This window comes from Paenibacillus sp. S02 (genome assembly GCF_019454065.1).
GTDB lineage: Bacteria > Bacillota > Bacilli > Paenibacillales > Paenibacillaceae > Paenibacillus > Paenibacillus polymyxa_B.
In genome coordinates this window covers 839,760-865,197 of the sequence record NZ_CP073682.1, presented here as the reverse complement: position 1 = coordinate 865,197, position 25,438 = coordinate 839,760, and the positions used below count along the sequence as shown (strand labels likewise).

Genomic DNA, 25,438 nt, shown 5'->3' with positions numbered 1-25,438 from the left:
TGTCTCTCCTATCTATTAGATCGTATTGTTGATTTCGATAAATTTATGTTCAATCGCTGTCATTTCGTGATTTGGTCGGGTTATTAAATATGTATCCATGTAGCCGAAGGTTGGGGGAGCGGGCAAATAGGATGTTACTTTAAATTGCCGCGCCAGCTTTTTGGACATGAGGGTGATTCCCATTCCCATCAAAGAAAATTGCACCATCGTATCAAACACACCGACCTCTACCACCTCGCCATGGGTCAATTGCATGTCCTGATACATCTTCTCTAAATACGTGAGGTACAGGCAGCCATCCGACAATATGATAATAGACGCTCCTTGGAGTACCTGTTTGAGATCCGAGCCTTCATGTATGCCTTTCCCCACCAGCACCAGTTCTTCACGGCATAATTTTTGATAATGAATATACGGGTTGGCGGGATACCCTGTAACAAAAGCAATATCGAGTTCGCCGTCAAGGATCAACCGCTCCATTTCCGTGGTGGTTCCGGTTTTTAATGTAACCGAAGCCTGCGGATACAGCTCATATACCTTCGTGAGCGCCCTCGTTGTTTCGCCCGCCACGATAGACTGCATGGTACCGATGCGCAGCTTTTCCTCCTGCGGTCTCATTTTCATCTCCGTGTCTTGCCATAGCAACAACATTTGCTTGAACTGAGCATACAAGGTTTCTCCTGCGGGTGTCAGCTCCATACCACGGGGCTTTCGGTAAAATAACGCTGTCCCGTAATGGGCCTCCAGCTTCTTTATTTTGGCCGTCATATTCGATTGCAGGTGATTCAACTTTTGTGCTGCTTCTGTCAGGCTTCTCAGCTCTGCCACCGAAACAAATGCCTGCATATTTTCAATATCCACCCCTTCACCACCCATCAAATAAAATGATACCTATATCATAAACAAGCATTATTATTTATGAGTTAAGTGTATTATATTGGCCTTGGATGCTATTTTCCACCCTCATTTTAAAAATCAGGAGGTATGGCAACATGATCAAAAAGAAGATTCGTGTAGGTATCGTAGGAGGTTCGATGAATAATAAATGGGCCAGTCAAACGCATATTCCGGCTTTGCTCAAGCACTCGAACCTGGATATCACTGCCGTCGGTACCTCTCGTATGGAGAGTGCGCGACAAAGCGCAGAAGAAGTAGGTGCGGCTCTGGCTTTTGATGATTCCAAAAAGCTCGCAGCTTCCGAGGATGTAGACATGGTTGTGGTGAGCATAAAAGTTCCCCATCATTACGAGGCGGTGATGGCGGCAATTCAAGAGGGAAAACATATTTTTTGTGAATGGCCCTTGGGGGCAAACACTGCGGAAGCTGCTGAAATGGCCAAGGCGGCGGAGCTGGCAGGCATTCATCATACCGTCGGCTTGCAGGCACGGCAGGATCTTGAAGTGCAAACGATGAAAAAGATCGTGGAGGGCGGAGAGATTGGTGAAATTATATCCTGTCATATGCATGTAGCTACTCCCGGCAAAGGAGGACAAGTAAATCAGGACACTGCTTATTTGCTAAAAAGAGCCAATGGGGCTAATCTGCTCACGATTAATGGTGGGCATTCCCTGGATGCGTTGCAATACATCGTTGGCGAATTCCGCGAGCTATCGGCCATCACATCATTCCGTTATAGCGAAGCCACTATTCAGGAAACGGGTGAAGTCATTTCCAAGGATACAGCCGATCAGATTCTGATTCACGGAATATTGGAAAAAGGAGCACCGGTATCCGTTCACATTCAAGGTGGAGTGAAGTCTAAGTTTGAGATAGAGATTCAGGGGAAAAAGGGCATTTTGCGTTTGACACAGAATCCTTCACTTGGGCATGTTCAATTCGGGAATCTAACGCTCGAAAAACTTGTGTACGATCCAAACAGTACGCAGAGTCATGGTCCTAATGGCGCTTTTGAACAAATAAGTATAACTAGAGAGCCTAATATAAGCCTGGATTTTCCAAAAGAAGGGGTAACCCTGAATGTAGCCAAGGCTCATTATGTTTTTGCCGAGGATATTTTGACACACACCCGTCTCGCTCCCGATTTCAACCATGCCTTAAAGCTGCATCAGCTACTGGACCGCATTGAGGAATCGGCTGCAACTGGGAAAAAGATCGTATGGTAAGGTAGAATTATAAAAAAGAACCTTTAACACCACGATAGATGTGGAGTTAAAGGTTCTTGATCTTTTAAAATCATGCATTCTCGACCTTTATACTGTCACTTTCAACCAAAATAACTTCCGCGTTGCTGATTGGATATAAATTTAATTGGCTGCCATATTCCTCAATGATGCTCTCCACTGCTTTTTTAAACGGGATGTTCGTATGGTGGGGGACTGGATAGAATTCAATTATCCCGAGCGCAACAAAGGAATCCAAAGCAGGCGCCTCCTCCACATTGTCCATAAGTCGGGCATATTCGATATTCGGTGATAAAATTATCGAACCTGCCGATTCGCCTATATATAACTTCCCTGCATTAACTTCATCAGCAATGATTTTGTCAGCCCCGGTTCTTCTTAACTCTTGAAGTAAATAAAATGTGTTGCCTCCGGTAATATAAATATAGTCATTTCCTCTAATTTTACTCTCTATTTCATTCAATGTTGCTGTGCCGATTTCGATTTCATCCACGACTAATCCTAAATTCTCCAATGCTTTTTTCCCTGAATCCACATAAAACTTAACTTTCTCTGGAATACTTGCGGTTGGGATGAAGGTGACTTTTTTTCCTTCTAAGTTTTCACCAGCGAAATGGACTAAGCATGGTGCAACATCCTTAAATGAGGACGACAGAAATAATTTTTTCATCTCTTTATTCTCCTTAGAACAGCGTTTAATAAAACGAGATATGCAACACTTTAATCTAGGTACATTATAAAATATATTAGTATCAAAACATGACACCATTAGAGCATGACATGAAAAAGAAGTGAACGTTTAATTTCATACTTGATTTAAGCTATTTATAGCTTGAATCTAATAAAACCATATAAAAAAAGGAGACATTAACATTGAATAATATCTCCTTTTTTCAGCTTCATATTCCGTTTTGCAACAATAAATGACTTCATATCTCCATCCTTGCCCTCATAAAAAAGACTCCAACCGCATAGCGATATTTCGCCGATACGGAGGAGTCCTGATGTTGTATTGGTAAATCTTAAAGGATTCATGGTTACGGCGCGGGAGTCTCCGCGTTTATTCCCACTCAATCGTTGCTGGTGGTTTGGAAGTGATATCGTACACGATGCGATTCACGTTATCCACTTCGTTTACGATCCGCACAGAGATTTTCTCCAGCACATCCCAAGGGATACGTGCCCAGTCGGCAGTCATACCGTCGATAGAGGTTACTGCACGAATACCAACAGTGTAAGAATACGTACGAGCATCGCCCATAACGCCAACACTCTTCATATTCGGCAAAGCGGTGAAGTATTGCCAGATTTCCCGGTCCAGACCGGCTTTAGCAATCTCCTCGCGCAAAATGTAATCCGACTCACGAACAATGGTTAGCTTGTCCTCTGTCACTTCACCCAGCACACGAATGGCAAGACCCGGACCTGGGAACGGCTGACGCCATACAATCTCAGGTGGCAGTCCGCATTCTTCTCCGACTTTACGCACTTCGTCCTTGAACAGGGCATTCAACGGCTCGATCAGCTTGAACTTCATGTTCTCCGGCAAACCACCCACATTATGATGGGATTTAATGGTCTGTGCCGTTGCTGTTCCGCTCTCTACAATATCCGTATACAGTGTACCTTGTGCCAGGAAAGTAAAATCGTCGAATTGAGAAGATTCTTCCTCGAACACATAGATAAACTCGTTACCGATGATTTTACGTTTTTGTTCCGGATCATCAACTCCTGCCAGCTTGGACAAGAAGCGCTCACGTGCGTCAATTTTGACAACTTTCATATCAAATTTACCAACGAACGTCTCCATTACACTTTCGGCTTCACCTTTGCGCAGCAATCCATGGTCAATGAACATACACGTCAGTTGGTCACCGATCGCTTTGTGAATAAGCATCGCTACAACGGAAGAATCCACGCCACCGCTTAAGGCACACAATACTTTCTTGTCGCCAACCTGTTGACGAATCTCACGAATTTGATCTTCAATAAACGATTCCATGGTCCAGTTGCCTTCACAACCGCACACTTCATAAAGGAAGTTGCTGATCATCTCGTTACCTTGAACGGAATGACGTACCTCTGGATGGAATTGCACCGCATACAGATTCCGCTCCAGGTTACTCATCGCGGCAATCGGCGCACTCTCTGTTCCTGCATCTAGTGTAAATCCGGTTGGCAGATCTGTTACGTGATCCCCATGGCTCATCCATACGGTTTGACGAGAATCCAGTCCTTTAGCCAAGCGGGCATCCTCATTGAATTGCACGTCTGCTTTGCCATACTCACGCTTGCCCGCACGTTCTACCTTACCATCCAGTTGGTGAGCCATCAGCTGCATGCCATAACAAATACCAAAGATAGGGATGCCAAGATCATAAATTGCCCGATCCACCTGAGGAGCATTGTCTGTATATACGCTGGAAGGTCCGCCTGAGAAAACAATCCCTTTTGGCGCCAGCTCTCTCAGCTTCTCCGCAGGCGTATTGTATGGAAGGAGCTCGCTATATACACCGAGATCCCGAATTCTTCTTGCGATTAACTGGTTGTATTGTCCTCCAAAATCGAGAACTACAACGATTTCATTAGGCTTATTCATTACCGTGCCTCCCTCAATTGTTCGTTTCATTATACGCAACGATAAAACAAGACGTCAAGAAATCAGCCGGAGTTGAGTGGGCATGAAAAGATTGTTAAAATGAATTGATTCTAAAATACTCAATCTGTTCGTAGGAGTGTAAACGATGGATGTGCTGAAGTGGATCGCGCAATTGTTCGAAGAATACGGCTACGGCGTCCTTTTTTTCGGCTTGCTGCTTGAGTTTATTGCTTTACCTTTTCCCGGGGAAACCACAATGGCTTATGCGGGATATCTTTCCTATGCCGGTACCCTAGATTTCGGTAAACTGGTGCTGCTAGCTTTTTTGGGCACAACCCTCGGTATGACTATTACCTACTTTATTGGAAGATGGGCTGGACTCCCCTTTATTCAGAAATACGGTAAATGGATTTTGTTATCGCCGGACAAGCTTCAGAAAACACAAAAATGGTTCCAACGATATGGATACTGGCTTATCTTCCTTGGATATTTCATCCCCGGTGTCAGGCATTTTACCGGTTATTTTGCCGGGATTATTGCTCTTTCTTTCCGTAAATTTGTCTTGTATGCTTACAGCGGCGCTTTATTCTGGGTCATCCTCTTTCTAAGCATCGGCAAGCTGTTTGGTCCCCAATGGGATGCCATTTTCCATTTGGTAGAGCTGTATGCACTGCGAATTGCGGGAGTCGTTGGGTTCATGATCCTGCTATATATTATTTACCGGTGGAGAAGCTTCCTGTTTAGCTCGCTACGCAAATCCGAAAAATCGGTGAAAACCAGCAACAAGGATGACACGAAGTAATCAAACTCCTGCTGCCTTACGGTTACGAGTCCTTTCATAATACATCGAAATCACGATAGATATCACCACAAACCCCGCGCCTCCAGCCAAACCCAACATACGCGGCTCCATCATTTCAATCGCCACCCCTGCTCCAAACATAGACAGTCCGATGATACCTTGGCTCCACGCCGTCAGCATGCCCAACAATGGACCCTGTAAATACAATGGGGTCTCCCGCATTAATAATGTATCCAGACAAATGGCCCCTACCCCGCCAGCCAACGAAATTAAGAAGTAAATAGCAACCGCCGCCCATGCGTGATAAATACCGCTTAATCCCATAAGTAAAATCCCCTCCAACAAAAGGCATACCAGTCCTCCTTTCAATAAAGAACAACTGAATAAATGTCCTATTGCATAGCTGGCAACCAGACCCGCGCCCAAAGCGGCGTAAAACAATCCGATCCCGGCATCGCCCAGCCTGAATTCCTGCACTGCATATACACTAATCAGAACATTATCAATGCCATTGAGCATGGGAACCAGCAACTCAAATGCAACAACAACTTGGAGAGGAACGGATGCACGAATACAGTCCAACATTCGCGATCTGCTCCGGTTTGGATGATCTAACAACGAAGGACTTTGTGGTTTAACATAGGAATCGTCCCTGCTTATTTTCTCCTTCATGACAGGTGGAAATGCAATATTGCGAACGATCAGACCTGCGGCAAAAAAACTTGCTGCGTTCAATATAAATGCAGCTTGTGGTCCAAAGAGAGCAGATATGATGCCTCCGGCAGCAGCACCAATGACCAGCACCAGCCCGCTCATCACCTGCTCAAGACTGTTCACCTTCAATAATTCGGAGGGATGAACAAGCAGCGGAATGGACGATTTACGAGCAGGAGCATACAAAGCTTCTCCGCAGGCTAGCAGGGTACTGACTCCATAAATGATCCATATGTCCTCAGGACTATGAACACTTAAAAAGGCAAGGGCTGCCAAGCCTCTGAAAAGATCCGTGGTCATCATAAGCACACGCCGGGATATGCGGGTAATAAGCACGCCCGCCGCAGGTGACAGGACTAAAAAAGGAATCACCCGCAATCCCAGCATGATACCCACACTGAATCCTGAACCGGTAAGCCGATAAATTAAAGCCAACAAAGCGATCTGACAGAATCGATCTCCCATTCCGTTAATGATACCTGCGGCAAATAACTTCCTGTATTGCCTATCTACCATTTTAATCAACTCCGATACTTAGGATTCATTTATTACACATAGGTCTAATTAGTTATATATCTAATTTATAAAAATCACTCTATAATCGTCAAGGCATAAATTCATATATTCAGAGCATACTAAGCCAACAAACTCCAATATCGGAGGATTTTACGTATGCCAAATCAGAATAAAAGTTGTCCACTTACTCATGTGTCCTCTAACTTGAAAGATAATGTAAACCATATTGAAAGCTCCTTTGGAAACAGCGGAGATTTAATCATTAAACAGCTATTATGGATGCAAAAATGGCCAGCAGCTTTGTTTTATATCGATGGTCTGGTTAACACTCAATTGCTCCATGATTCCGTTCTGCGTTCATTAATGCGGGTAAACGAACATCATGTACCAGAGGGCGCGGAACCGTTCGACTATTTAAAGGATCAAGTATTGATTGCTGGTAACTCAGGTAGTTTGGAGGAAATGGATGCTTTATTCGACCGGATGTTATCCGGCGGTATTATCATTCTGCTGGACGGATACACAAAAGGCATATGGATTGATGCGGTCGGTTGGGAGGATCGCAATGTCAGCGAACCCCAATCACAGACTGTTGTACGGGGTCCAATGGAGGGTTTTACCGAAAATTTGCGTACCAATACAGCTCTAATTCGCAGACGAATCCGCGATCCGCGCCTCTGGATGGAAACAAGACAGATCGGTCAAGTCACGCATACCAATGTGTCCGTGATGTATATCAAAGGGATTGCTGACGAAGGAGTTATTCAGGAACTGAGAGAACGTCTGGACCGAATTGATATTGACGGGATTTTGGAAGGGGGTTACATCGAGGAGGAAATTCAGGATGCGACCTTCACCCCGTTTCCCACCATATATAACAGCGAGCGCCCGGATTCAGTCGCTGCCAGCCTGCTGGAGGGCCGAATCGCTATATTGGTAGATGGGACACCCTTTGTTCTGTTGATACCTGCATTGTTCGTCCAATTTTTCCAATCAGCAGAGGATTATTACCAGCGCGCTGACATCAGCACTTTGCTGCGTATGTTGCGCTTTTTTTCTTTTTTTATCGCTATGCTTGCACCGGCAGTCTATATCGCTGTATCTACCTTCCATCAGGAGATGATCCCTACAAACTTACTGATCAGCCTCGCTGCACAAAGGGAAGGCGTCCCATTTCCGGCTTTTGTCGAGGCGATGCTTATGGAGATCACCTATGAAATTTTGCGTGAAGCCGGGGTGCGTATTCCCAAGACAGTCGGACAAGCTGTATCTATTGTAGGCACACTGGTCATTGGACAAGCAGCTGTGGATGCAGGGGTTGTCTCGGCGGCTATGGTCATTATCGTGTCAATCACTGCCATCTCCAGCTATGTTATTCCGGAAAACGGTCTATCCATAGCAGTTCGTATTGTCCGCTTTGCCTTAATGATGCTAGCCGCAGCCTTCGGACTTCTAGGAATATTGATGGGATTAATCGTACTTTTACTGCACTTGACCAGTCTGCGATCCTTTGGAGTATCTTACATGAGTCCATTTGGCCCCTATGTGGAAAGCGATATGAAAGATACGCTGTTTCGCTTGCCCTGGCCTCATATGACGAAGCGTCCTCAATCCATCTCTATCCAAAATACGATCCGCCAAAAAACGAAAAAAAGACGGATCGGCAATAAATCACAAACCAGAAGGGATCAACCATGAAGCAGACCATTCATTTGCTGTTCGTCTGGGGGCTGATCGGATTAATATTAGGGGGCTGCTGGGACCGCAAAGAATTAAACGAACTTGGCATCGCTATTGGAATCGGAGTGGATATGAAAGGAGACCAGTATCAGGTGACGGCTCAGGTGGTTATTCCTTCTGCAGTGGCTTCAAAATCTTCACCAAGTGCAGGCTCTCCAGTGGTTACTTATGAGGCCACAGCACCCACGATTCAGGAGGCCATTCAAAAAATGACTGACACAAGTCCGCGCTCCATTTATTTATCTCATATTCGTATGCTGATTTTAGGTGAGGAGTATGCGAGAAAAGGAATTTCTGATGTGATTGAAGCCTTGATGCGAGAGCCCTCTACAAGAAGTGACTTTTATATTGCGATAGCCAAGAATAATAAGGCTTCTACGATTTTAAAAATACCGACTTCTTTGGAAAAGTTACCGGCCAACAAAATGTTCGCTTCATTGGACACCTTAACCAAGACGTGGGCACCTGCGACCAAAGTAACCATGGATCAATTGCTTAGCGATCTGACTAATCCCGACATCCAATCTACTTTGCCGGCTTTGGAGGCTGTGGGAGATATTGAGGCATCCATTGAAAAAGGTGAAGATGACACCAAAAGCATATCGCCTGGAACCATATTGAGGTTTTCTGGTATAGGTGTATTCCAAAAAGACCGATTGCTGGGGTGGATCAGTGAACAAGACAGTAAAGGATTCAACTATATCCGGAATAAAGTGGATTCTACCACGGGACACGCGGACTGTCAGGGAGGTGGTAATATCGCCTTGTTAACGTTGAGTAGTGACACCAAAAACAAAGTTATGATTCGTGATGGAGAGCCTGTTATCTTGATATCAGTTACCAACAACAGCACAGTACGAGAAGTCAACTGCCAGCATATGAAGCTAGACAGTATGGATGATATTAAAGAAATTGAAGCCGCAAGTAATGAAAAAATCGTTGAAATCATGAAGCATTCGGTAGAGACTGTCCGTCATCAATATAAGTCAGACATTTTCGGCTTTGGCCAGCTGATTCACCAGTCTAAGCCCAAACTTTGGAAAAGGATGAAAGAAGAAAAAGAAAATCCATTTATGGACTTGCAAATCGAATACAAAGCAGAGACGAAAATTAAAAAAATTGGTTCCTTGTTTGAATCATTCCAAAAACAAATGAAGGAGTGAGCTTGGTGGAGGAGAAAGGGCGAATCAGCATCTCAAATATAGCCGTACTCGTATTTTTGAGTATTTTCGGAGACTGCGTGTTGGTATATCCTTCCATCATTACAGGCATATCCAAACAGGATGCCTGGATCAGCTCATTGTTAAGTATCCCTGCAGGACTGGCTGTACTATGGCTACTCCTGCGGGTACATCAGCTCTATCCTGAGCTCACCTTTATCCAACTCTGTCAGCGAATTTTGGGCCCATGGCTAGGCGCACTCATTTCGATATGGTATTTATTCCATTTATTAATAAACTCCGCGATTTATTTAAGAGAGGTCGGGGATTTTATGAACAACCAGACCTATGTCATGACGCCTCTCCCCGTTATCAATTTAATTTTAATCCTTGTCATGATGTGGGGATTGTATATGGGGCTGGAGCCTATTGCCCGTACTGCTCAAATATTGTTTCCCTTATGTTTGGTGTTCACTTTGTTTCTAATCCTGTGCTTACTCCCCCAATGTGACAGTCAGCAGCTTAAGCCGATAATGGAGCAAGATATACCTAAGGTTATCGAAGGAAGCATATTTGCATTGTCCTATCCATTCGGAGAATTAGCCTTTTTATTGATGATTCTTCCCTATGTAAGCAAAAAACCGGGTCTAAAAAAGTCCGTTTTACTATCCGGGCTTACTGCCAGCATCCTGTTAAGCGTGCTGCTAATTGTTTCACTCATGGTACTGGGCTCTTTTGTAACAGAGAACAGCGTGTACACCTCCTATACGTTATCCAAAAAGATTAATATTGGTGGTTTCTTGCAACGGGTAGAGTCCATGATGAGCACAGCCTGGATTATCACTACTTTCTTTAAAACCATTTTACACTTCTATGCCTTTACACTGGGCATGACTCAACTGCTGAGACTGGACAATGTAAGGACCTTTCTTGGCCCCAGCTTCATGATTCTATTTGGTTTGATTATCGTCTCGGCACCCAATATTACTTACTATTTGGATACGATCGTCCATGCCTGGATTTATTGGGATTTGACCGATTCCGTTGTCCTTCCTCTCCTGCTGCTTGTTGTATATAAGTTTAGATCGAAGGGCCGTCACAGTCTGGGACCCGGGTGAATTCTCACCCCTCACGGAAGGAGCATGCGCATGCTGGCTACCATTATCGTCATCTGTATCGGTCTGGCTATCGCCGTCAAAGATTTGCCAGGCTTGTACCGCAAGCGTCGCTTTAAGGATATGTTGGTGTACATCCTTATGCTTGGATTAGGAACATGGTTGAGTGTCCTTGCAGTAAAATTAGAGGTTACACCAAGCCCGCTGATTTTGATCGAAATGATCTATAACCCCATAAATACCTTTGTGTCACATCTATTTGGTTTTTAAAAAGGAGGTAGGCACACATGTCAAAAAAATTCCGTATCAGTGTCCGACAAGTGACTGTCCTTACTTTCCTGTGTTTAATCGGGGATATGCTCTTGATCTATCCGACTATCATTACACATATCGCTCACCAAGATGCCTGGATCAGCTCTATACTATCCATCCCGTTAGGCTTAGTTATCATTTACGTGCTTATTCGCGTTCACGAGCTATACCCGAACCTTTCGCTTATTGAAGCCATCCGTAGAATTTTGGGACCTGTTTTCGGAACCATTCTTTCCTGTTGGTATTTGTTTTATTTCTTAATGAACACCGCCTTTAATGCGAGAGAAGTAGGTGATTTCCTAACTTCACAGTTACTTGTAGAAACCCCTCTGCGCATCCTGCTGGCTATGGAGGTAGCATTACTGGTGTTTACTGTGCTATCGGGAATAGAGGCTTTTAGTCGCGTTAGTGAGATGCTGTTAACTGTATATGTATTCATTTTCTTTGGTTTGATTCTTGCACTCTTGCCGCAAATTCATCTTTCTAATTTACAGCCTAGTCTGGAAAACGGAATGGGTCCCATTAGTAAAGGGATCGTTCCAGCTACAGCTATGCCATTTGCTGGAATGTCTGTCATGCTCATGGTTTTTCCCTATGTTAACAAACATGCCCATTTTAGAAAGGACGTGTTACTCGCCTCTCTAATAGGCGGATTCCTGATTAGCGTGTTTTTGCTTCTCTCTCTCCTTGTCGTTGGTCCCTTTGTGACCAATTATAGTCCTTACATTTCTTCTGCACTCACAACAAAGATTAATGAGCTCAATTATATTACACGAGTTGAATCGTTAGTAACTTTAACCTGGGCACTTGCTGCCTATTTCAAAGGTGTTCTTTTCTTTTACGCGTTTACTTTCGGAACTACCCAACTATTCCGAATTTCTAATATCCGTCCCTTTGTCATCCCCGCAGGAGCGCTTGTGTTTGGCATGACCATTTTGATATCGCCTAATGTCTTCTATTATGTGAGAACTCTTGTTTATCCACTGGCAGCCTGGAATTATACGAACGGCTTGATCATTCCGCTTCTATTATGGGGTGTTTATCTCTGCAAACAAAAGTGGAAGCAGCGGCAAAATATATCTAAAAATTAACAAAAACCTTTTGAAACCGATACGCCTGAAAGCACGATTCGGTTTCAAAAGGTTTTCTTTGGTTCTTCACTTACGCCATATCCTGAATGTATGCCAGCGCAGCATCAATATGCCCTTTTACTCTTAAACCACGCCATTCATGAACTAAAATGCCATTTTCATCAATAAGGAACGTAGACCGAACAATGCCCATGTACTGCTTACCGTACATCTGTTTTTGCTGCCATACCCCATACGTCTCAGCCACCTGATGCTCTTCATCAGATAACAACTGAAAAGGGAGTCCGTACTTTGCAATAAACTTGTCATGCTGTTTGAGTGGATCAGGGCTTATCCCCAGAATCACCGTGTTCAAGTCTTCAAACTCCGTATGTTTATCCCGAAAATCACAAGCCTGAGTCGAGCAACTAGAGGTCAAATCCTTGGGATAGAAATACAGTAATACCCTACTGCCTCGATAATCAGACAGCTTGACACACTTTCCCTCACTCCCAGGCAATTCAAAATCTGGTGCCTCTTGCCCAATAACGGTAAATGTCGTGGACATCTCATCATCTCCTATCTTGTGGGGGTTCTTATGTGATCCGCCCTATGAGCCTGCGCCCCTGTAACGGCGAATCCCCCAGTTCCATGCCAGTAAGCCCAATGTCAGAAAGACAATCCCCATCACAGGAGTTAAGAGCGCCATATGGCGCATGTCCTCTCGGTGAAGGAACAGGGAGGCTGGATATACACCAACAAAAGCAAAAGGTAGTATCCAAGTCAGCACAACCTGAATGGCTCGGTTATAGATCGTTACTGGATAACGTCCGTAGCCCTGAATATTGTACATGAGCGGGATAATTCCTGTAGGCGCATCCGAAAAGAATGAAAGAGAAGTCAATATGGTGTATATGCCCGTATAGATCGCCACGGCACTTAGGCTCAAAACGATCAGCGCTGGTACGAACCACCACTCCATAGCCAAATCCATCTGTGCCCCGCTGATCCCCATAATAATCAGGCCGATCACTGAGCCCACCAGCGCAGGCGGATCCACATTTTCAAGGAAAATCTGGAACAGATTATACGCGGGACGGGTCATTACCCGGTCGAGTTCACCTTTCACAATGTAACGCTCGCTAAAGTTCCAAAGATTGACAAAACAACTGAATAGTCCGTATGGAACCATGAAAAATCCATAAACGAACACGACTTCATTTTCACTCCAGCCGCCCAAACTGTCTGTATGCATAAAAATAACCAGGATAAAAATAAGATTCGTGGCCTGAAACAGCAGGTCAGAAATAACTTCTACCCAGAAGTCGGCCCGATAGGTGAGCCGTGACTTCATGTAATTTTTTAAATATTCGCTAATGAGACCCAAATAGTACATCATCGGCTTACCCTCCCTGCACGAACAGACGTCTGCGCGCCAGTCGCCAAATGATGATCATCGGCACGAGCAGAACGACCAGCCAAATGATTTGGATACCCAGTACATTCCAGATACCAACGCCTTTTACACGTCCCGTAAATACAGAGCCCGGCAAATAGGTAATCGCCTGAAACGGCATCCATTGGGCGATCGTCGCCAGCCAGCCTGGAAACAAACTGATTGGCAAAATCAACCCAGAAAACAGATCTACAACTACGCGCTTCATACGCATCATGCCCTCATTATTTTCGATAAAAAAGGCCGTTAACCCCGTAATAATATTGATCTGAGTGTTGATCAGAAAGCTGAAAAACAGCATGACCAGAAAACCAACCCAGGCTACCGGATCACTGGGGAGCGTCACCGGAAACAGCAGCATCGCAATCGCCATGCCCGGAATCATAAACAACAGAAAACGGAACATTCCCTCACCGAGTCCCTGCATAAATTTAACAAGTACATAGTTATAAGGTCGGATCATCTGAATTGCGATGCTTCCATCACGAATATCCGTCGAGATTTCACGATCCAGATTGTTAAAATAAAAGGCTCTCGCCATCCACGATACTGCAACATACGTCGTCATCTGAGCAGCGGTAAAACCTCCAATACTACCCGCATCGCCATATATCGCTTTGTATGTGAAATAATACACGCCAATATTCATGGAATAAATAAGGATTCCTGAATAGTAGTTCACACGATACGCAAGCATCGTGAGAAATCGGATACGAATAAAATCGGTGTATACGCTAAGCATGAACTTTGGCCTCCACTACCGGATTGCCCTGGCGTTCCGCCGAGCCAGACTGATAGATACTGCGGACGATATCATCCGTGTTGGTTTCAATGATTTTGATATCCGTAATGTCCGTGCGACCGACTACGCTTGCGAGCACATCCGATACATTAATATGAAGCGGAATCCATACCTTGGCAGCCAAATCGTTATCCGCCGTCCAAGCCAGTGGCATATCAGCAGTCCATGCCTGTAATTGCTCCAATTGGGTCGGTGTGCCGAACTGAAACCGTACTTCTCGACCTGTACCCCAACGTGCCTTCAGATCCTCCAGACCACCATCATAGATGATATTCCCATCATCCAGCATAATGACGCGCGAGCACAGCGCTTCAATATCCTGCAAATCATGGGTTGTCAGCAAAATAGTCGTACCGTAATCCCGGTTCATGTCCTTTAGAAACTCGCGGATTTCGGACTTTACCATAATATCGAGCCCAATGGTCGGCTCGTCCAGAAAAACAATGGACGGATTGTGCAGCAAGGCTGCTACCAACTCACAGCGCATCCGTTGCCCGAGACTAAGCTTGCGTACCGGGCGGCTTAGCAGATCCTGCAATTGCAGTCTCTCTACCAGCTCATCCAGCCTACGTTTGAAGTCCGTAGCCGGAACCTGATATACTTTCCGCAGTAGTTGAAATGACTCGATCACACCGATGTCCCACCAAAGCTGGCTGCGTTGACCGAAAACAACACCAATGTTGCCTACAAATTTCTCGCGTTCCTCATAGGGGACATAACCGCCTACCTTGAGATGTCCCGATGTCGGCACGAGAATGCCTGTCAGCATCTTAATCGTGGTGGACTTTCCGGCGCCGTTCTCACCGATATAACCGCATATTTCTCCTTGCGGAATACGGAAGGATATATCTTTGACCGCGGCTACCTCGTTGTATTCGCGGGCGAATAAATCAAGGAAGGCACCTTTTAAGCCCTCGCGATTTTTTTGAACCTTAAATGTTTTGCGCAGATCCTGCACATCAATTGCCAGCATGTTATACCTCTCAATCAGGATTTGTAAAATCCATAGTTAAATTGATTGTGCTCCAAAAAGAAATTATAATGTAATGAACTGAAAAGCGAAAGGGAGAGCATCCATGACAAGCAGAACCAAAAGGACGATATGGTCGGTTCTAGCCGTGGTAATCGTCGCGATTGTCGGCTTTGCCGTGTACTATTTTACATCCATTTATAATCAGCTGGATAATCTGCATAAAGAGGGCGCTAACTCCCCCTTCAAAAATGTTAAGCAGGTCGATCAGGTTCGTACGCCAGAACCGCCCAAGTGGGAAGGTACCGATATGGTTAACATTTTACTGATGGGTGTCGATGGGCGCGGTATCCAGAAAGGGGAAGTTCCCCGATCAGACAGCATGATGGTCGTATCGCTGGACCCCGTTAAGAAAAAAATCCACCTGTTCTCTATTTTGCGTGATACGTACGTGGATATTCCCGGCTATGGAAAAAATCGAATTAACACCGCCATTACTCACGGACCCAACACAGCCATGAAGACGGCTGGCGATCTATTAGGCATCCCAGTGCAATATTATGTGTACACGGATTTCCAGGGCTTTATCAAACTGGTGGATGCCGTAGGCGGGATTGATTTTGAAGTGGAAAAGGATATGCATTATACAAGTAATGCGGATAAACATCAATACGATATTGATTTGAAAAAGGGCATGCAGCATCTGGATGGAAACACGGCGCTTCAATATGTGCGGTTCCGCCACGATGCAATGTCCGACTTCTCCCGATCAGGACGGCAACGGGCATTTTTGGAGGCAATAGCCCAGAAAATGCAGACCACGACTTCCATCGCTAACTTGCCGAATATTTTAGAGCAGGTTAACCCGTTCATTGACACGAATCTCAGTGTTAACGATATGTGGAAGCTGGCAAATGTGGGGTACCAAAGCAACTTTGCAGGCAGCGAACAGGTTCCACCGATGAAGATGCTCGGAGAAGAGAATGTGGGCGGCGCGGCAGTTCTTACTGTCCGCGATCCGGAAGAACTGAAAACGTATGTGCAGGATATATTTAACAATCCACCCGCACAAACACAGGAACAAAATAAGGATCAGAACGAAACGAAACAGCCAGACAGTGCATCGTCTACCAAGAAGGATAAAGCTTCTTTTACAGGGGGCAGTAAAACCAGTAATGAGGATGCTTCCACACAATCAACAACAAAGACAGGTCAAAAAGAGCTATAATGATGTATGCAGGGGCAGCCGTGAACGCTGCCCTTTGGCGTGTGTATACCCTATTTTAATGAACGGAAAGGAAGTTTTTGATGATGAAACGGGAAAACTCCGAAGCACTATATAAAGAAGCCCTGGAGCATATTGTCGGGGGCGTTAATAGCCCTTCACGCTCCTTTAAAGCTGTGGGCGGCGGCGCTCCAGTATTCATGAAACGCGCTAAAGGTGCTCATTTCTGGGATGAGGATGATAATCGGTATATCGACTATTTGGCGGCTTATGGTCCTATTATTACTGGACATGCCCATCCCCATATTACCAAGGCTATCAGCGAAGCGGCCGCGAACGGCGTATTGTACGGAACCTCAACGGTATTGGAAATCAAACTAGCGAAGATGCTGAAGGAAGCAATTCCTTCCATGGACAAGGTCCGGTTTGTGAATTCCGGCACAGAAGCGGTCATGACGACGATTCGTGTGGCACGGGCCTATACTGGGCGGAACAAGATCATCAAATTTGCCGGCTGCTACCATGGTCACTCGGATCTGGTACTTGTTGCCGCAGGCTCCGGTCCTTCCACACTGGGCATACCGGACAGCGCAGGCATTACGACCAACATTGCGAGTGAGGTTATTACCGTGCCATTCAATGATCTCGATGCGTTGCGCCAAGCCTTGGAGCGTTGGAGCGACGATGTGGCGGCAGTCATGGTCGAGCCCATTGTCGGTAATTTCGGCATGGTCATGCCGCAGCCCGGTTATTTGGAAGGGTTGTGCTCCATGGCGCGTGCGAACGGCTCACTCGTCATTTATGACGAGGTCATTACCGCATTCCGATTCCACTTCGGTTCCACCCAAACGTATGCAGGTTTGGACAACCATGATGCGATTCAGCCAGATTTGACCGCGCTGGGCAAAATCATGGGCGGTGGTCTGCCGATTGGTGCCTACGGCGGCAGCAAGCACATCATGGAGCAGGTTGCCCCACTCGGCCCAGCTTATCAGGCGGGTACGATGGCGGGCAACCCGGCGTCCATCTCGTCAGGCATCGCCTGCCTTGAAGTCCTTCAAGGGGAAGGCGTGTATGAAGAGATGGAACGTCTGGCTGTGAGGCTGACGGACGGTATCCAGTCCTCTGCCGAACGCTACGGCGTGCCATTGACGATCAATCGTATTCGTGGAGCGTTCTCGACGCATTTCTGTGATCATCCGATCACGAATTACGCGCAGGCGCAGGATACGGATAGCGAAGCGTTTGCATCCTTCTTCCGTCACATGCTGGATCGCGGTATTCATCTGGCACCATCCAAGTACGAAGCATGGTTCCTCACAACAGCGCATACGGACGAAGATGTGGATGCCACGCTGGAAGCGGCGGACGATTCGTTCCGGGCGATGTCACAAGGTAAGTAAACCAAGCAGTAAGTGATAGAATATGAATAGGATAAGAGCTGGAAGTAGTCTTAGGGATGGGTATCCGACCTCTGGGACTTCGTTCCGGCTTTTTTTCATTTCACAACTGTACCCGTACAGTTGCAGGTTTTATGGATTGTATCAGGTTATGCCATCCGGGTATATTGAGAGAACCACAGGTTAAGGTCATTATTACGGAGGTTTATTATGAACAGTCGTTCCAGAAATGGAGCCGCCTATCTGGCAGCTCTCAGCTATGCAGCTATACTTGGATTTTCATTTTTATTTGTAAAATTGACAGTCACAGAGGCGAGCCCGCTGGATGTGATCGCCCACCGCTTTGCGCTGTCATTTATCGCTTTGACCATTCCCGTGTTGCTCGGTTGGATCAAGATCAACATCAAGATGCGTGACATTCTGCGCATTTTACCACTGGCGCTGCTCTCGCCATTAGTGTATTTTCCACTGCAAGCCTTCGGGCTGATGAGCACTTCTTCATCGGAAGGTGGAATTATCCAAGCAACCGTTCCCATCTTTACGCTGCTGTTAGCTTCCTATTTTATTAAAGAGCGTACAACGGTAGTCCAGAAGATTTCCTTACTGCTCTCTGTCTTTGGCGTGGTTTTTATATTTGTGATGAAAAGCGGAGCACCGCTAGCATCCAATAGCTATGGCGGTATTCTTCTGCTCGTGCTTTCTGCGATATGCCTATCCGGCTATAATGTGCTGGCACGACCATTAACACAAAAGTACAACCCAATGGAATTGACCTACGTTACCTCTATTTTGGGATGTATCGTTTTTAACGTGGTGGCACTGGGATATCATGCCATAGACGGTTCCATGAGCGCCTATACTGCTCCACTGGTGAAGCCTGGTTATTGGATGGCACTGATTTATCTGGGCATTCTGTCTACCCTCGTCACCTCGCTGTTATCGAGCTTTGCCTTGAAGTGGATCGAAGCCTCCAAAATGAGTGTGATCGGCAATTTATCCACCCTCATTTCCATGATTGCTGGTGCTTACATTTTGAAGGAGCAGCTTGCCTACTATCACATTATTGGGGCTGTGATGATCATTATCGGCGTGTTGGGTACCAATTTCGGAGGGCGAAAAAACTTCACGCCAATCAAAACAACTTCGGCAAAATCACAAAAAACGGGCTAAAAATAGACACTCATTTGCCTGCAAAAAAAGAAATCTCCAAGCTGCGCAATTCCAGCCGAGAGATTTCTTTTTTCATTTCTTAGTCTTCGTCGCATTAGATAGGGTACGCCATGACACTCATTAACGCCAATTCCGGCTGTGTCGCGTCCAATCTGCTATATTGTACGATTACGGGCACATCGCTAGTGACCGTAATTGCGTAAGGAATACCTACCGGAATCCGTTCGCCGGATTTCTCCAACGAGGCTGTTCGGATATGACGGGTTCGTCTTCCTTCCACCACCTCGATCAATCCCTCCAATGGCTCGCGGTCTTCAAAATAGATGTCTATACTCAGATTTGCCACACGGCTCCCACAATTCAGCACGCATATACTCTCATGACTGAGCAGCTCTCCCCGGCTTTCCGGTGGAATATACCCATCGGGGATGACCCAGAATAGGCTGCCTCGCGGCTGATTAGCTACTTTTTCATGAGAAAGCTCCTGAGAAAGTTCAGTATCTCCCATGCTATCGGCCTCCTTTGACCTATGAATACTTTCGTTTCCCTATGTCCCTTCTTCTAGCCGTACGGATTCTCCTTGGTACGCAATAGTTGAGCCAGAAAAGCAAGCGCCAATCCCTGACCCCATCCCTGAATGCGTTTGTATGGAACGTTTCGATAGCCGTCAATATCGTTCATTACAGCAGTTCCAGCGGATACACCCGTTACTGTTCCGTCGTCCTTAATGCGGGAAAGAATAACTTCGATCGCCTTTTGGGTGTATTTGTTAAACAATCTTCCTTGCATAAGCAAGGCGGTCGCAATTCCTGCCGAGCCCGAGGTTTCCAGATAAGAGGTATCATCGTTCAGCACCGTATGCCACAGCCCTTCTGGGGATTGCAGCCGCACCAGTGCATTGAGCTGGTCACGCAGCGAGCCGTCGATGATCATATAAGATGGATGCTGCACCTCCACAAGTTTCAGCGCTTTTGCCATCGTGAGGGCTGCCCATGAATTGCCGCGCGCCCAATATATTCCTGACATCCGGCTTTGATTCGCATGATCCCATCCGTGATAATACAGATTCGTATCCGGGTCCTGCAAAAATTCTTCATGCCCGTGATATTGACGAACCCCATCCTCCCAATACTCCTTGTTGCCTAACAGATGACCGATGCGCAGCAAATAATAACCGGCCATAAACATCGTATCCGCCCATGCTTGCTGCGGAAATACATCATGAAGTGAGTTCACCGTATGCTGGAAAATGCCGTCGGCAAACCGCTCCGCTTTTTTGGCCAAAAATTCTGCCATCTCGATAGCAATATCAAGGTATTTTTGCTCACCTGTGGCCTGATAAAGCGTCAACAAACAGTGCCCAACAGAAACGCCGTTCACCGAGAGAGATGGAAGCCCATCCTCGATATTTTCGTCAACCCATTCTTTCAGCTTGGTCAGATACTTTTCGTTCCCTGTCGCTTCATACGCTTCGCATACTCCGTAAAAGGCTACTCCGCCCGGCCAATCCCAGCTGTAGTGCATTTGAAAGGTGCGTTCTACTACCCGGTCGATCACCTGCTTAACTTGTTCTTCATCAAAAATCAATGCAGGCATTTCCACGTCTCCCCCTTTGGTAAGTTTCACGTGAGTTACCTCCTTGACGCCCGTACATGAAAAGGTCGTCCTTCAACGTAAATACATGCGCAGCGGTTGCAAATCCAGTTCCTTCACAGCATCCACCACCATGTCTGCAATACGAACCGCGCCATTCTCATGAAAATGTGTGTTATCCTCTAAGCCGCCGGAAAAGTTCATGTATTCACCAGGCAGCAACCACATAAAAAGTTCTTTACTCTCTTCGGGACCCATCTGCTCATATAACTCCTGCGTACGGGCAGACAAATCAATCAGCGGTACATTCGCTTCTTCCGCCAGCTCACGAACCGCTGTTACATAGTCACCATGCGTGTCAGATAGCGTACCATCCTCGCTAAAATAGCGACGATGTACGGGCGTGACCAGTACCGGGGTTGCCCCATGGCTTCTTGCCCCATCGATGTAGAGGCGAAGGTGCTCCTTGTAGGTTGTAAAAGGCTCTGTAGCCCGCTCCGGATCAGGCTTCTGATCATTATGACCGAACTGGATGAACAGGAAATCTCCTGCCTTTATTTCGCCCAAAATGACACCCAGCCGTCCTTCGTCCACGAAGCTTTTGGAGCTTCGTCCCGATACGGCATGATTATCCACGCAGACATCATGCTTGAACAGGGCGGGCAAAGCCTGGCCCCAGCCAGTATACGGATAACCGGATGCGTCCTGATCCGTAACCGTGGAATCTCCGGCTAGGAATAGCCGGAGGGTCTGTGGCGCTGGCGCAATCTCCAGCGCATTGAGCCGTGGCGCGGTGCCTGATACGGTGAGGCGCAGTTTGCCACCCCGGACAGGCACCGCAAACAGTGCTTCGGCGAACTGGCCCGGCAGCGTGTGCACTGGGGGAAGCATGTGCTTGCCTTCACCAGCCTTGAGTCGCGTGAGCGTTTCAGCCTGCGAATCGCCGACCAGTATAGTGACGAGATACAGCCCGTCTGGCACATCTGCAACAAATGCAGCGTTCAGTGGAATACAAAAACTGCTTCGCAGCCGCGTGCGTGCATCCTTGGCTGCACTCTGCCTTTTTCGACCGTACACATGCTCCGTAGTCTCAAAGCCATAGCCCTGTTCAGTTGTATATAAGCAATCCGGAGACACTCCCTTGTAGCCATCCGCAGGCTCCCCCGGACCAAAATCAAACTTCCACAATTTACTCACCTCTCAGCCATCGCCCTCAAATCCCGTCCATTCAATCGCACCAACCCGGATGCCTTCCATTTCCACTCGTAAGCTTCATAACTCACGCTATGGATTTTGGATCTTACCCCTTCAAACCACTCGTACTCATTCCTTCTACAATTTGCTTCTGGAATGCGAAGAATACAGCGATAACTGGAAGCAGGCTTAGGATAGACATCGCGAACATTCCTCCCCAGTTGGAAGCCGACTCGCTGTCGAGGAACATCTTGAGTGCAATAGATACGGTATATTTCTCCGGCGAATTCAGATAGAGTACCGGACCAAGCAAATCCTCCCACTTCCAGTAGAAAGAGAAGATTGCCGCTGTAGCCAACGACGATTTGAGTAAGGGTAAAATAATTCTGAAATACAGCCGGAACTTGCCGCATCCGTCAATCGTCGCCGCTTCATCCAACTCTGCTGGAATCGTCCGTATAAACTGCACCATCAGAAAGATGAAGAACGGCATCCCGAAAAAGGAGGGTACCACCAACGGTAAGATCGTATTGATCCAACCGAGCTTGGTGAAAATAATATATTGCGGTACCAGTACCACATCCCCTGGTAGCATAAGCGTCACCATCATCAAAGCAAACCACAAGTTACGCCCTTTGAATTTCAAGCGTGCAAAGCCAAATGCGATCAATGAGGAGGAAAGCACGGCTCCAATCGTTGAAATCACCACGATCGTGAGCGAGTTTAGAATGTACGTGCCAAAGTTGTAGCCAGTCGTCCCTTTCCAGCCTGTTACATAGTTTTGCCAGATCCATTCTGTAGGGAAAAGCGAGGATGCCGTGACGAATATCGTCCGACTTTCTTTAAACGAGCTGAACAGCATCCAAAAAACGGGATACAGCATCAGGAGCGCCAGTGCAGCAACCAGTATGTGATAAATTGGCCATTTGACCGTTTTCCATGCCATCGTTATCAGCGCCCCTTTTCCGTTTCATAAAATACCCAGTATCTGGAGGTTATAAATAAAATCGCTGTCAGTATCCCAATCATAATGAGCATGACCCAAGCCATGGCTGCCGCATATCCCATGTTGCTGAACATAAACGCCTGCCGGAACAGATACAGAGAATGCAACATCGTTCCATCCATCGGGCCTCCTTCACCCTTAGAAATAACATAAGCCGGGACGAAGGTCATAAAGGCGCTGATCGTCTGCATAATCAGATTAAATAGAATAATGGGGCTAAGCAACGGCAGCGTAATACTGAAAAATTTTCGTACTGGCTTAGCACCATCTACACTGGACGCCTCGTACAATTCAACAGGAATGTTCTTCAAACCTGCCAGAAAAATCAGCATAGAGGAGCCAAATTGCCATACGGACAGGGTAATCAGCATCGTAAGCGAAGCATCCGGATCACCAAACCATTTCACCGGAGTCGCCCCTAGAGTCGAAAGTAGGCTGTTCACTATGCCGTTATTACTGAAAATGTTCCGCCACATAATCGATACCGCAACGCTACCTCCGATAATGGATGGCAGATAGTACATTGTCCGATAGGTGCCGACCATGCGCGATTTGGTATTCAAAATCATAGCCACAAACAGCGCGAAAATCAGTCGCAACGGTACACCGACCAATACATACGTAAACGTGACCCTGATCGAATTCCAGTATTTCGGGTCGCCTGTGAACATTTTTTCGAAGTTACCCAAACCAATCCATTTGGGCGGGGTGAACAGGTTGTAGGTGGTAAAGGACAGATACAGCGAAATAAACATTGGAATTAACGTAAACGCCAGAAAGCCCACAATAAACGGGCTGATAAACGCATATCCGGTCATATTGGCTTTCAAGCTCTGATGATTTCGCAAGCTCATCAAGCCTCCCTTCTGTTGCATTTAAAGAATTAGCAATACTTTTTAATGTTAATAATTCGTTGTTATATGAATAATGTTGTGATGTCTGCAGAGGGTGCTTATGCAGTTGGTTCGTCAAATCAACCGTACGCAATCATGCTTTGGACTACGCACGGTTAACTTAATGAGATGTTCCTTCGATCCTATCGATTCTTATGCTAAAACGTTGTCAGATATCCAAAGGCCTTATTGCGCTTATTATTGCTTGTTATTCGCAAGGATGGTATTCGCATCAGCCCGGAATTTGACCGCTGCGTCTTCAGCCGTCATCTGTCCGAAATTGACCTGCTCAATATAATCGGTCAGAGTCGCAATCACTTCCGGCGATCCGACTGGTGGCGGCGGGCTCATTGGAGAAGCCTTCGGCTCCATGGAAGCTACAAATTCAAACACCTGCTTCGTAGGCTCGCTCAACTCCGGCGCTACAGCTTCCTTGATTTTGGCGGAAATCGGTACGCCCCGTTCGCCTTTAATCAATTTATTCGCTTCTACATCGTTCATCCAGAAATCAATAAACTTAGCGGCTTCATCCTTCACCTGTGAACGGGAAGCAACCGTCCAGTACATCGTAGGCTGCATATATACGCCTTTTTCCATATTCGGCCCAAACATCGGAGCCAGTGCCATTGGGCGGTTAACGACCTGCTGTAAGCCCACATATTGATTGGACCACTGCCAAATACCGATGCCTGTTCCTTTTACGATATCGGATTCCTCAAGAATCCCCTTGGTCTGGTTCATGATTTCAGGAGGCGGGGTCGCTCCCTTCTTAATCAGCTCAGCCAATCCGCTGAAGAAGTCAACAAACAGCTTATCGTCGTCATACCCCAATCCTGTTCCTTCCGCATTGTAGAGAGTCTTTCCTTGCGTACGCAAATAGTAGTGGAAGAAAATATCGGCAGCCATCGAGCTGTCAAAGTATACTTTATTGGAACCAGCCTTTAAAGCCATTTCTTTGTATTGATCCCATGTCCAGTTGTCAGGAATTTTGTCTATACCCGCTTTTTTGAGCAACGCCGGGTCATACTGGAAACCCAGAACATTAACACCGGTTGGGATACCATATTGCTTTCCAGCAATTACGCCGGTTTTGAGTACATTTTCGGTCACATCAGCAACCTGAATTTTTTGATTCAAGTAAGGCGCGAGATCCTCCAGCTGACCATTTTTCGCATATTGGCTAATGTACGAAATGTCCATTTGCACGATATCTGGCAACTGATTAGCCGCAGCCTGCGGAGCTAGTTTTTTCCAATAGTCATCAAAAGAGGCATATTCCACATCAATCGTTACATTTGGATTTTTCTGCTTATACAAATCAACGACCTTTTGCGTGTATTCATGACGCGTATCCGATCCCCACCAAGCGATACGTAACTTTACTTTCCCGTCTGCACTTGTGCCCGAATTGCCGCCGCTGTCCGCTCCGCTACATGCCGTCGTCAAAACGAGCAGCATAGCTATGATCAGAAACCATCCCTTTTTGCCCACCTATCTCTCCCCTTTTCACTGTTCTAGAAAGGAGCCAAATTACGAGTGACAACGCATTTACGTAAATGA

General features: G+C 46.3%; 24 protein-coding genes. 10 read left to right on the top strand and 14 right to left on the bottom strand.

Translation table 11 applies throughout. The features are described 5' to 3' along the window. Positions 1-15 precede the first annotated feature (15 nt). Positions 16-861: a LysR family transcriptional regulator gene (locus tag KAI36_RS03885; RefSeq protein ID WP_025723826.1), complete on the bottom strand. Its 846-nt coding sequence runs from the start codon at positions 859-861 to the stop codon at positions 16-18. Positions 862-992: 131 nt separating this feature from the next. Here KAI36_RS03885 and KAI36_RS03880 point away from each other — a divergent pair, with 131 nt between their 5' ends. Beyond that, positions 993-2,123, top strand: coding sequence for a Gfo/Idh/MocA family protein (locus tag KAI36_RS03880; protein ID WP_220027002.1), 1,131 nt, complete (start codon positions 993-995; stop codon positions 2,121-2,123). A 70-nt stretch (positions 2,124-2,193) separates the two neighbouring features. Here KAI36_RS03880 and KAI36_RS03875 read toward each other — a convergent pair whose 3' ends face one another. Beyond that, positions 2,194-2,811: a Type 1 glutamine amidotransferase-like domain-containing protein gene (locus tag KAI36_RS03875; RefSeq protein ID WP_220027001.1), complete on the bottom strand. Its 618-nt coding sequence runs from the start codon at positions 2,809-2,811 to the stop codon at positions 2,194-2,196. A 390-nt stretch (positions 2,812-3,201) separates the two neighbouring features. After that, complete coding sequence (gene guaA, locus KAI36_RS03870; RefSeq protein WP_220027000.1) at positions 3,202-4,740, bottom strand: glutamine-hydrolyzing GMP synthase; 1,539 nt, start codon at positions 4,738-4,740, stop codon at positions 3,202-3,204. Between the two features lie 145 nt (positions 4,741-4,885). Here guaA and KAI36_RS03865 point away from each other — a divergent pair, with 145 nt between their 5' ends. Beyond that, positions 4,886-5,542, top strand: coding sequence for a DedA family protein (locus KAI36_RS03865; RefSeq protein ID WP_013308776.1), 657 nt, complete (start codon positions 4,886-4,888; stop codon positions 5,540-5,542). On the opposite strand, the gene KAI36_RS03860 is transcribed toward KAI36_RS03865, so the two are convergent. Beyond that, positions 5,543-6,772, bottom strand: coding sequence for an MFS transporter (locus KAI36_RS03860; protein ID WP_220026999.1), 1,230 nt, complete (start codon positions 6,770-6,772; stop codon positions 5,543-5,545). Between the two features lie 156 nt (positions 6,773-6,928). Here KAI36_RS03860 and KAI36_RS03855 point away from each other — a divergent pair, with 156 nt between their 5' ends. From KAI36_RS03855 to KAI36_RS03835, 5 genes are read left to right on the top strand one after another with little or no spacing between them, the layout of a single operon-like run. Then, positions 6,929-8,470 carry a spore germination protein gene (locus tag KAI36_RS03855; protein ID WP_220026998.1) on the top strand — a complete coding sequence of 514 codons (1,542 nt, stop codon included), beginning with the start codon at positions 6,929-6,931 and terminating at the stop codon, positions 8,468-8,470. Further along, the gene (locus tag KAI36_RS03850) at positions 8,467-9,675 is read left to right on the top strand and encodes a Ger(x)C family spore germination protein (protein WP_220026997.1); all 1,209 of its coding nucleotides are present in this window, start codon (positions 8,467-8,469) and stop codon (positions 9,673-9,675) included. Before KAI36_RS03855 ends, KAI36_RS03850 begins: the two co-directional genes overlap by 4 nt. Positions 9,676-9,680: 5 nt before the next feature. After that, the gene (locus tag KAI36_RS03845; protein WP_220026996.1) at positions 9,681-10,790 is read left to right on the top strand and encodes a GerAB/ArcD/ProY family transporter; all 1,110 of its coding nucleotides are present in this window, start codon (positions 9,681-9,683) and stop codon (positions 10,788-10,790) included. A gap of 30 nt (positions 10,791-10,820) precedes the next feature. Then, positions 10,821-11,057, top strand: a complete 237-nt coding sequence (locus KAI36_RS03840) for a hypothetical protein (RefSeq protein WP_220026995.1) — start codon at positions 10,821-10,823, stop codon at positions 11,055-11,057. A gap of 17 nt (positions 11,058-11,074) precedes the next feature. Continuing rightward, a complete protein-coding gene (locus KAI36_RS03835; RefSeq protein ID WP_220026994.1) occupies positions 11,075-12,190 on the top strand; it encodes a GerAB/ArcD/ProY family transporter in 1,116 nt (371 codons plus the stop codon). Between the two features lie 70 nt (positions 12,191-12,260). On the opposite strand, the gene bcp is transcribed toward KAI36_RS03835, so the two are convergent. Genes bcp through KAI36_RS03815 form a run of 4 tightly spaced genes read right to left on the bottom strand, consistent with a single transcriptional unit; the run spans position 12,261 to position 15,400 of the window. Continuing rightward, positions 12,261-12,737: a thioredoxin-dependent thiol peroxidase gene (gene bcp, locus KAI36_RS03830; protein ID WP_220026993.1), complete on the bottom strand. Its 477-nt coding sequence runs from the start codon at positions 12,735-12,737 to the stop codon at positions 12,261-12,263. Between the two features lie 42 nt (positions 12,738-12,779). Further along, positions 12,780-13,568 carry an ABC transporter permease gene (locus KAI36_RS03825; protein WP_080710685.1) on the bottom strand — a complete coding sequence of 263 codons (789 nt, stop codon included), beginning with the start codon at positions 13,566-13,568 and terminating at the stop codon, positions 12,780-12,782. A 4-nt stretch (positions 13,569-13,572) separates the two neighbouring features. Further along, positions 13,573-14,367, bottom strand: a complete 795-nt coding sequence (locus KAI36_RS03820; RefSeq protein ID WP_069081078.1) for an ABC transporter permease — start codon at positions 14,365-14,367, stop codon at positions 13,573-13,575. Then, positions 14,360-15,400: an ABC transporter ATP-binding protein gene (locus KAI36_RS03815; protein WP_013308769.1), complete on the bottom strand. Its 1,041-nt coding sequence runs from the start codon at positions 15,398-15,400 to the stop codon at positions 14,360-14,362. Before KAI36_RS03815 ends, KAI36_RS03820 begins: the two co-directional genes overlap by 8 nt. Positions 15,401-15,503: 103 nt before the next feature. Here KAI36_RS03815 and KAI36_RS03810 point away from each other — a divergent pair, with 103 nt between their 5' ends. The 3 genes from KAI36_RS03810 (at position 15,504) to KAI36_RS03800 (ending at position 19,192) form a co-directional block, all read left to right on the top strand. Then, a complete protein-coding gene (locus KAI36_RS03810) occupies positions 15,504-16,625 on the top strand; it encodes an LCP family protein (RefSeq protein WP_023987022.1) in 1,122 nt (373 codons plus the stop codon). Positions 16,626-16,708: 83 nt separating this feature from the next. After that, positions 16,709-18,025, top strand: a complete 1,317-nt coding sequence (locus KAI36_RS03805; RefSeq protein ID WP_269465967.1) for a glutamate-1-semialdehyde 2,1-aminomutase — start codon at positions 16,709-16,711, stop codon at positions 18,023-18,025. A 207-nt stretch (positions 18,026-18,232) separates the two neighbouring features. Further along, positions 18,233-19,192 carry a DMT family transporter gene (locus tag KAI36_RS03800; protein ID WP_071559300.1) on the top strand — a complete coding sequence of 320 codons (960 nt, stop codon included), beginning with the start codon at positions 18,233-18,235 and terminating at the stop codon, positions 19,190-19,192. 94 nt (positions 19,193-19,286) lie between these two features. Here KAI36_RS03800 and KAI36_RS03795 read toward each other — a convergent pair whose 3' ends face one another. The 6 genes from KAI36_RS03795 to KAI36_RS03770 form a co-directional block, all read right to left on the bottom strand. After that, positions 19,287-19,700: a sensory rhodopsin transducer gene (locus KAI36_RS03795; protein WP_076160638.1), complete on the bottom strand. Its 414-nt coding sequence runs from the start codon at positions 19,698-19,700 to the stop codon at positions 19,287-19,289. Between the two features lie 53 nt (positions 19,701-19,753). Continuing rightward, on the bottom strand, positions 19,754-20,788 hold the full coding sequence (locus KAI36_RS03790) for a glycoside hydrolase family 88/105 protein (RefSeq protein ID WP_220028047.1): 1,035 nt from the start codon (positions 20,786-20,788) through the stop codon (positions 19,754-19,756). Between the two features lie 72 nt (positions 20,789-20,860). After that, on the bottom strand, positions 20,861-21,973 hold the full coding sequence (locus KAI36_RS03785) for a rhamnogalacturonan acetylesterase (RefSeq protein WP_220028046.1): 1,113 nt from the start codon (positions 21,971-21,973) through the stop codon (positions 20,861-20,863). 112 nt (positions 21,974-22,085) lie between these two features. Then, positions 22,086-22,925, bottom strand: a complete 840-nt coding sequence (locus KAI36_RS03780) for a carbohydrate ABC transporter permease (protein WP_023987016.1) — start codon at positions 22,923-22,925, stop codon at positions 22,086-22,088. Between the two features lie 5 nt (positions 22,926-22,930). Then, complete coding sequence (locus KAI36_RS03775) at positions 22,931-23,839, bottom strand: carbohydrate ABC transporter permease (RefSeq protein ID WP_023987015.1); 909 nt, start codon at positions 23,837-23,839, stop codon at positions 22,931-22,933. Positions 23,840-24,076: 237 nt separating this feature from the next. After that, positions 24,077-25,369, bottom strand: a complete 1,293-nt coding sequence (locus tag KAI36_RS03770) for an ABC transporter substrate-binding protein (protein ID WP_220026992.1) — start codon at positions 25,367-25,369, stop codon at positions 24,077-24,079. Positions 25,370-25,438: the final 69 nt, after the last annotated feature.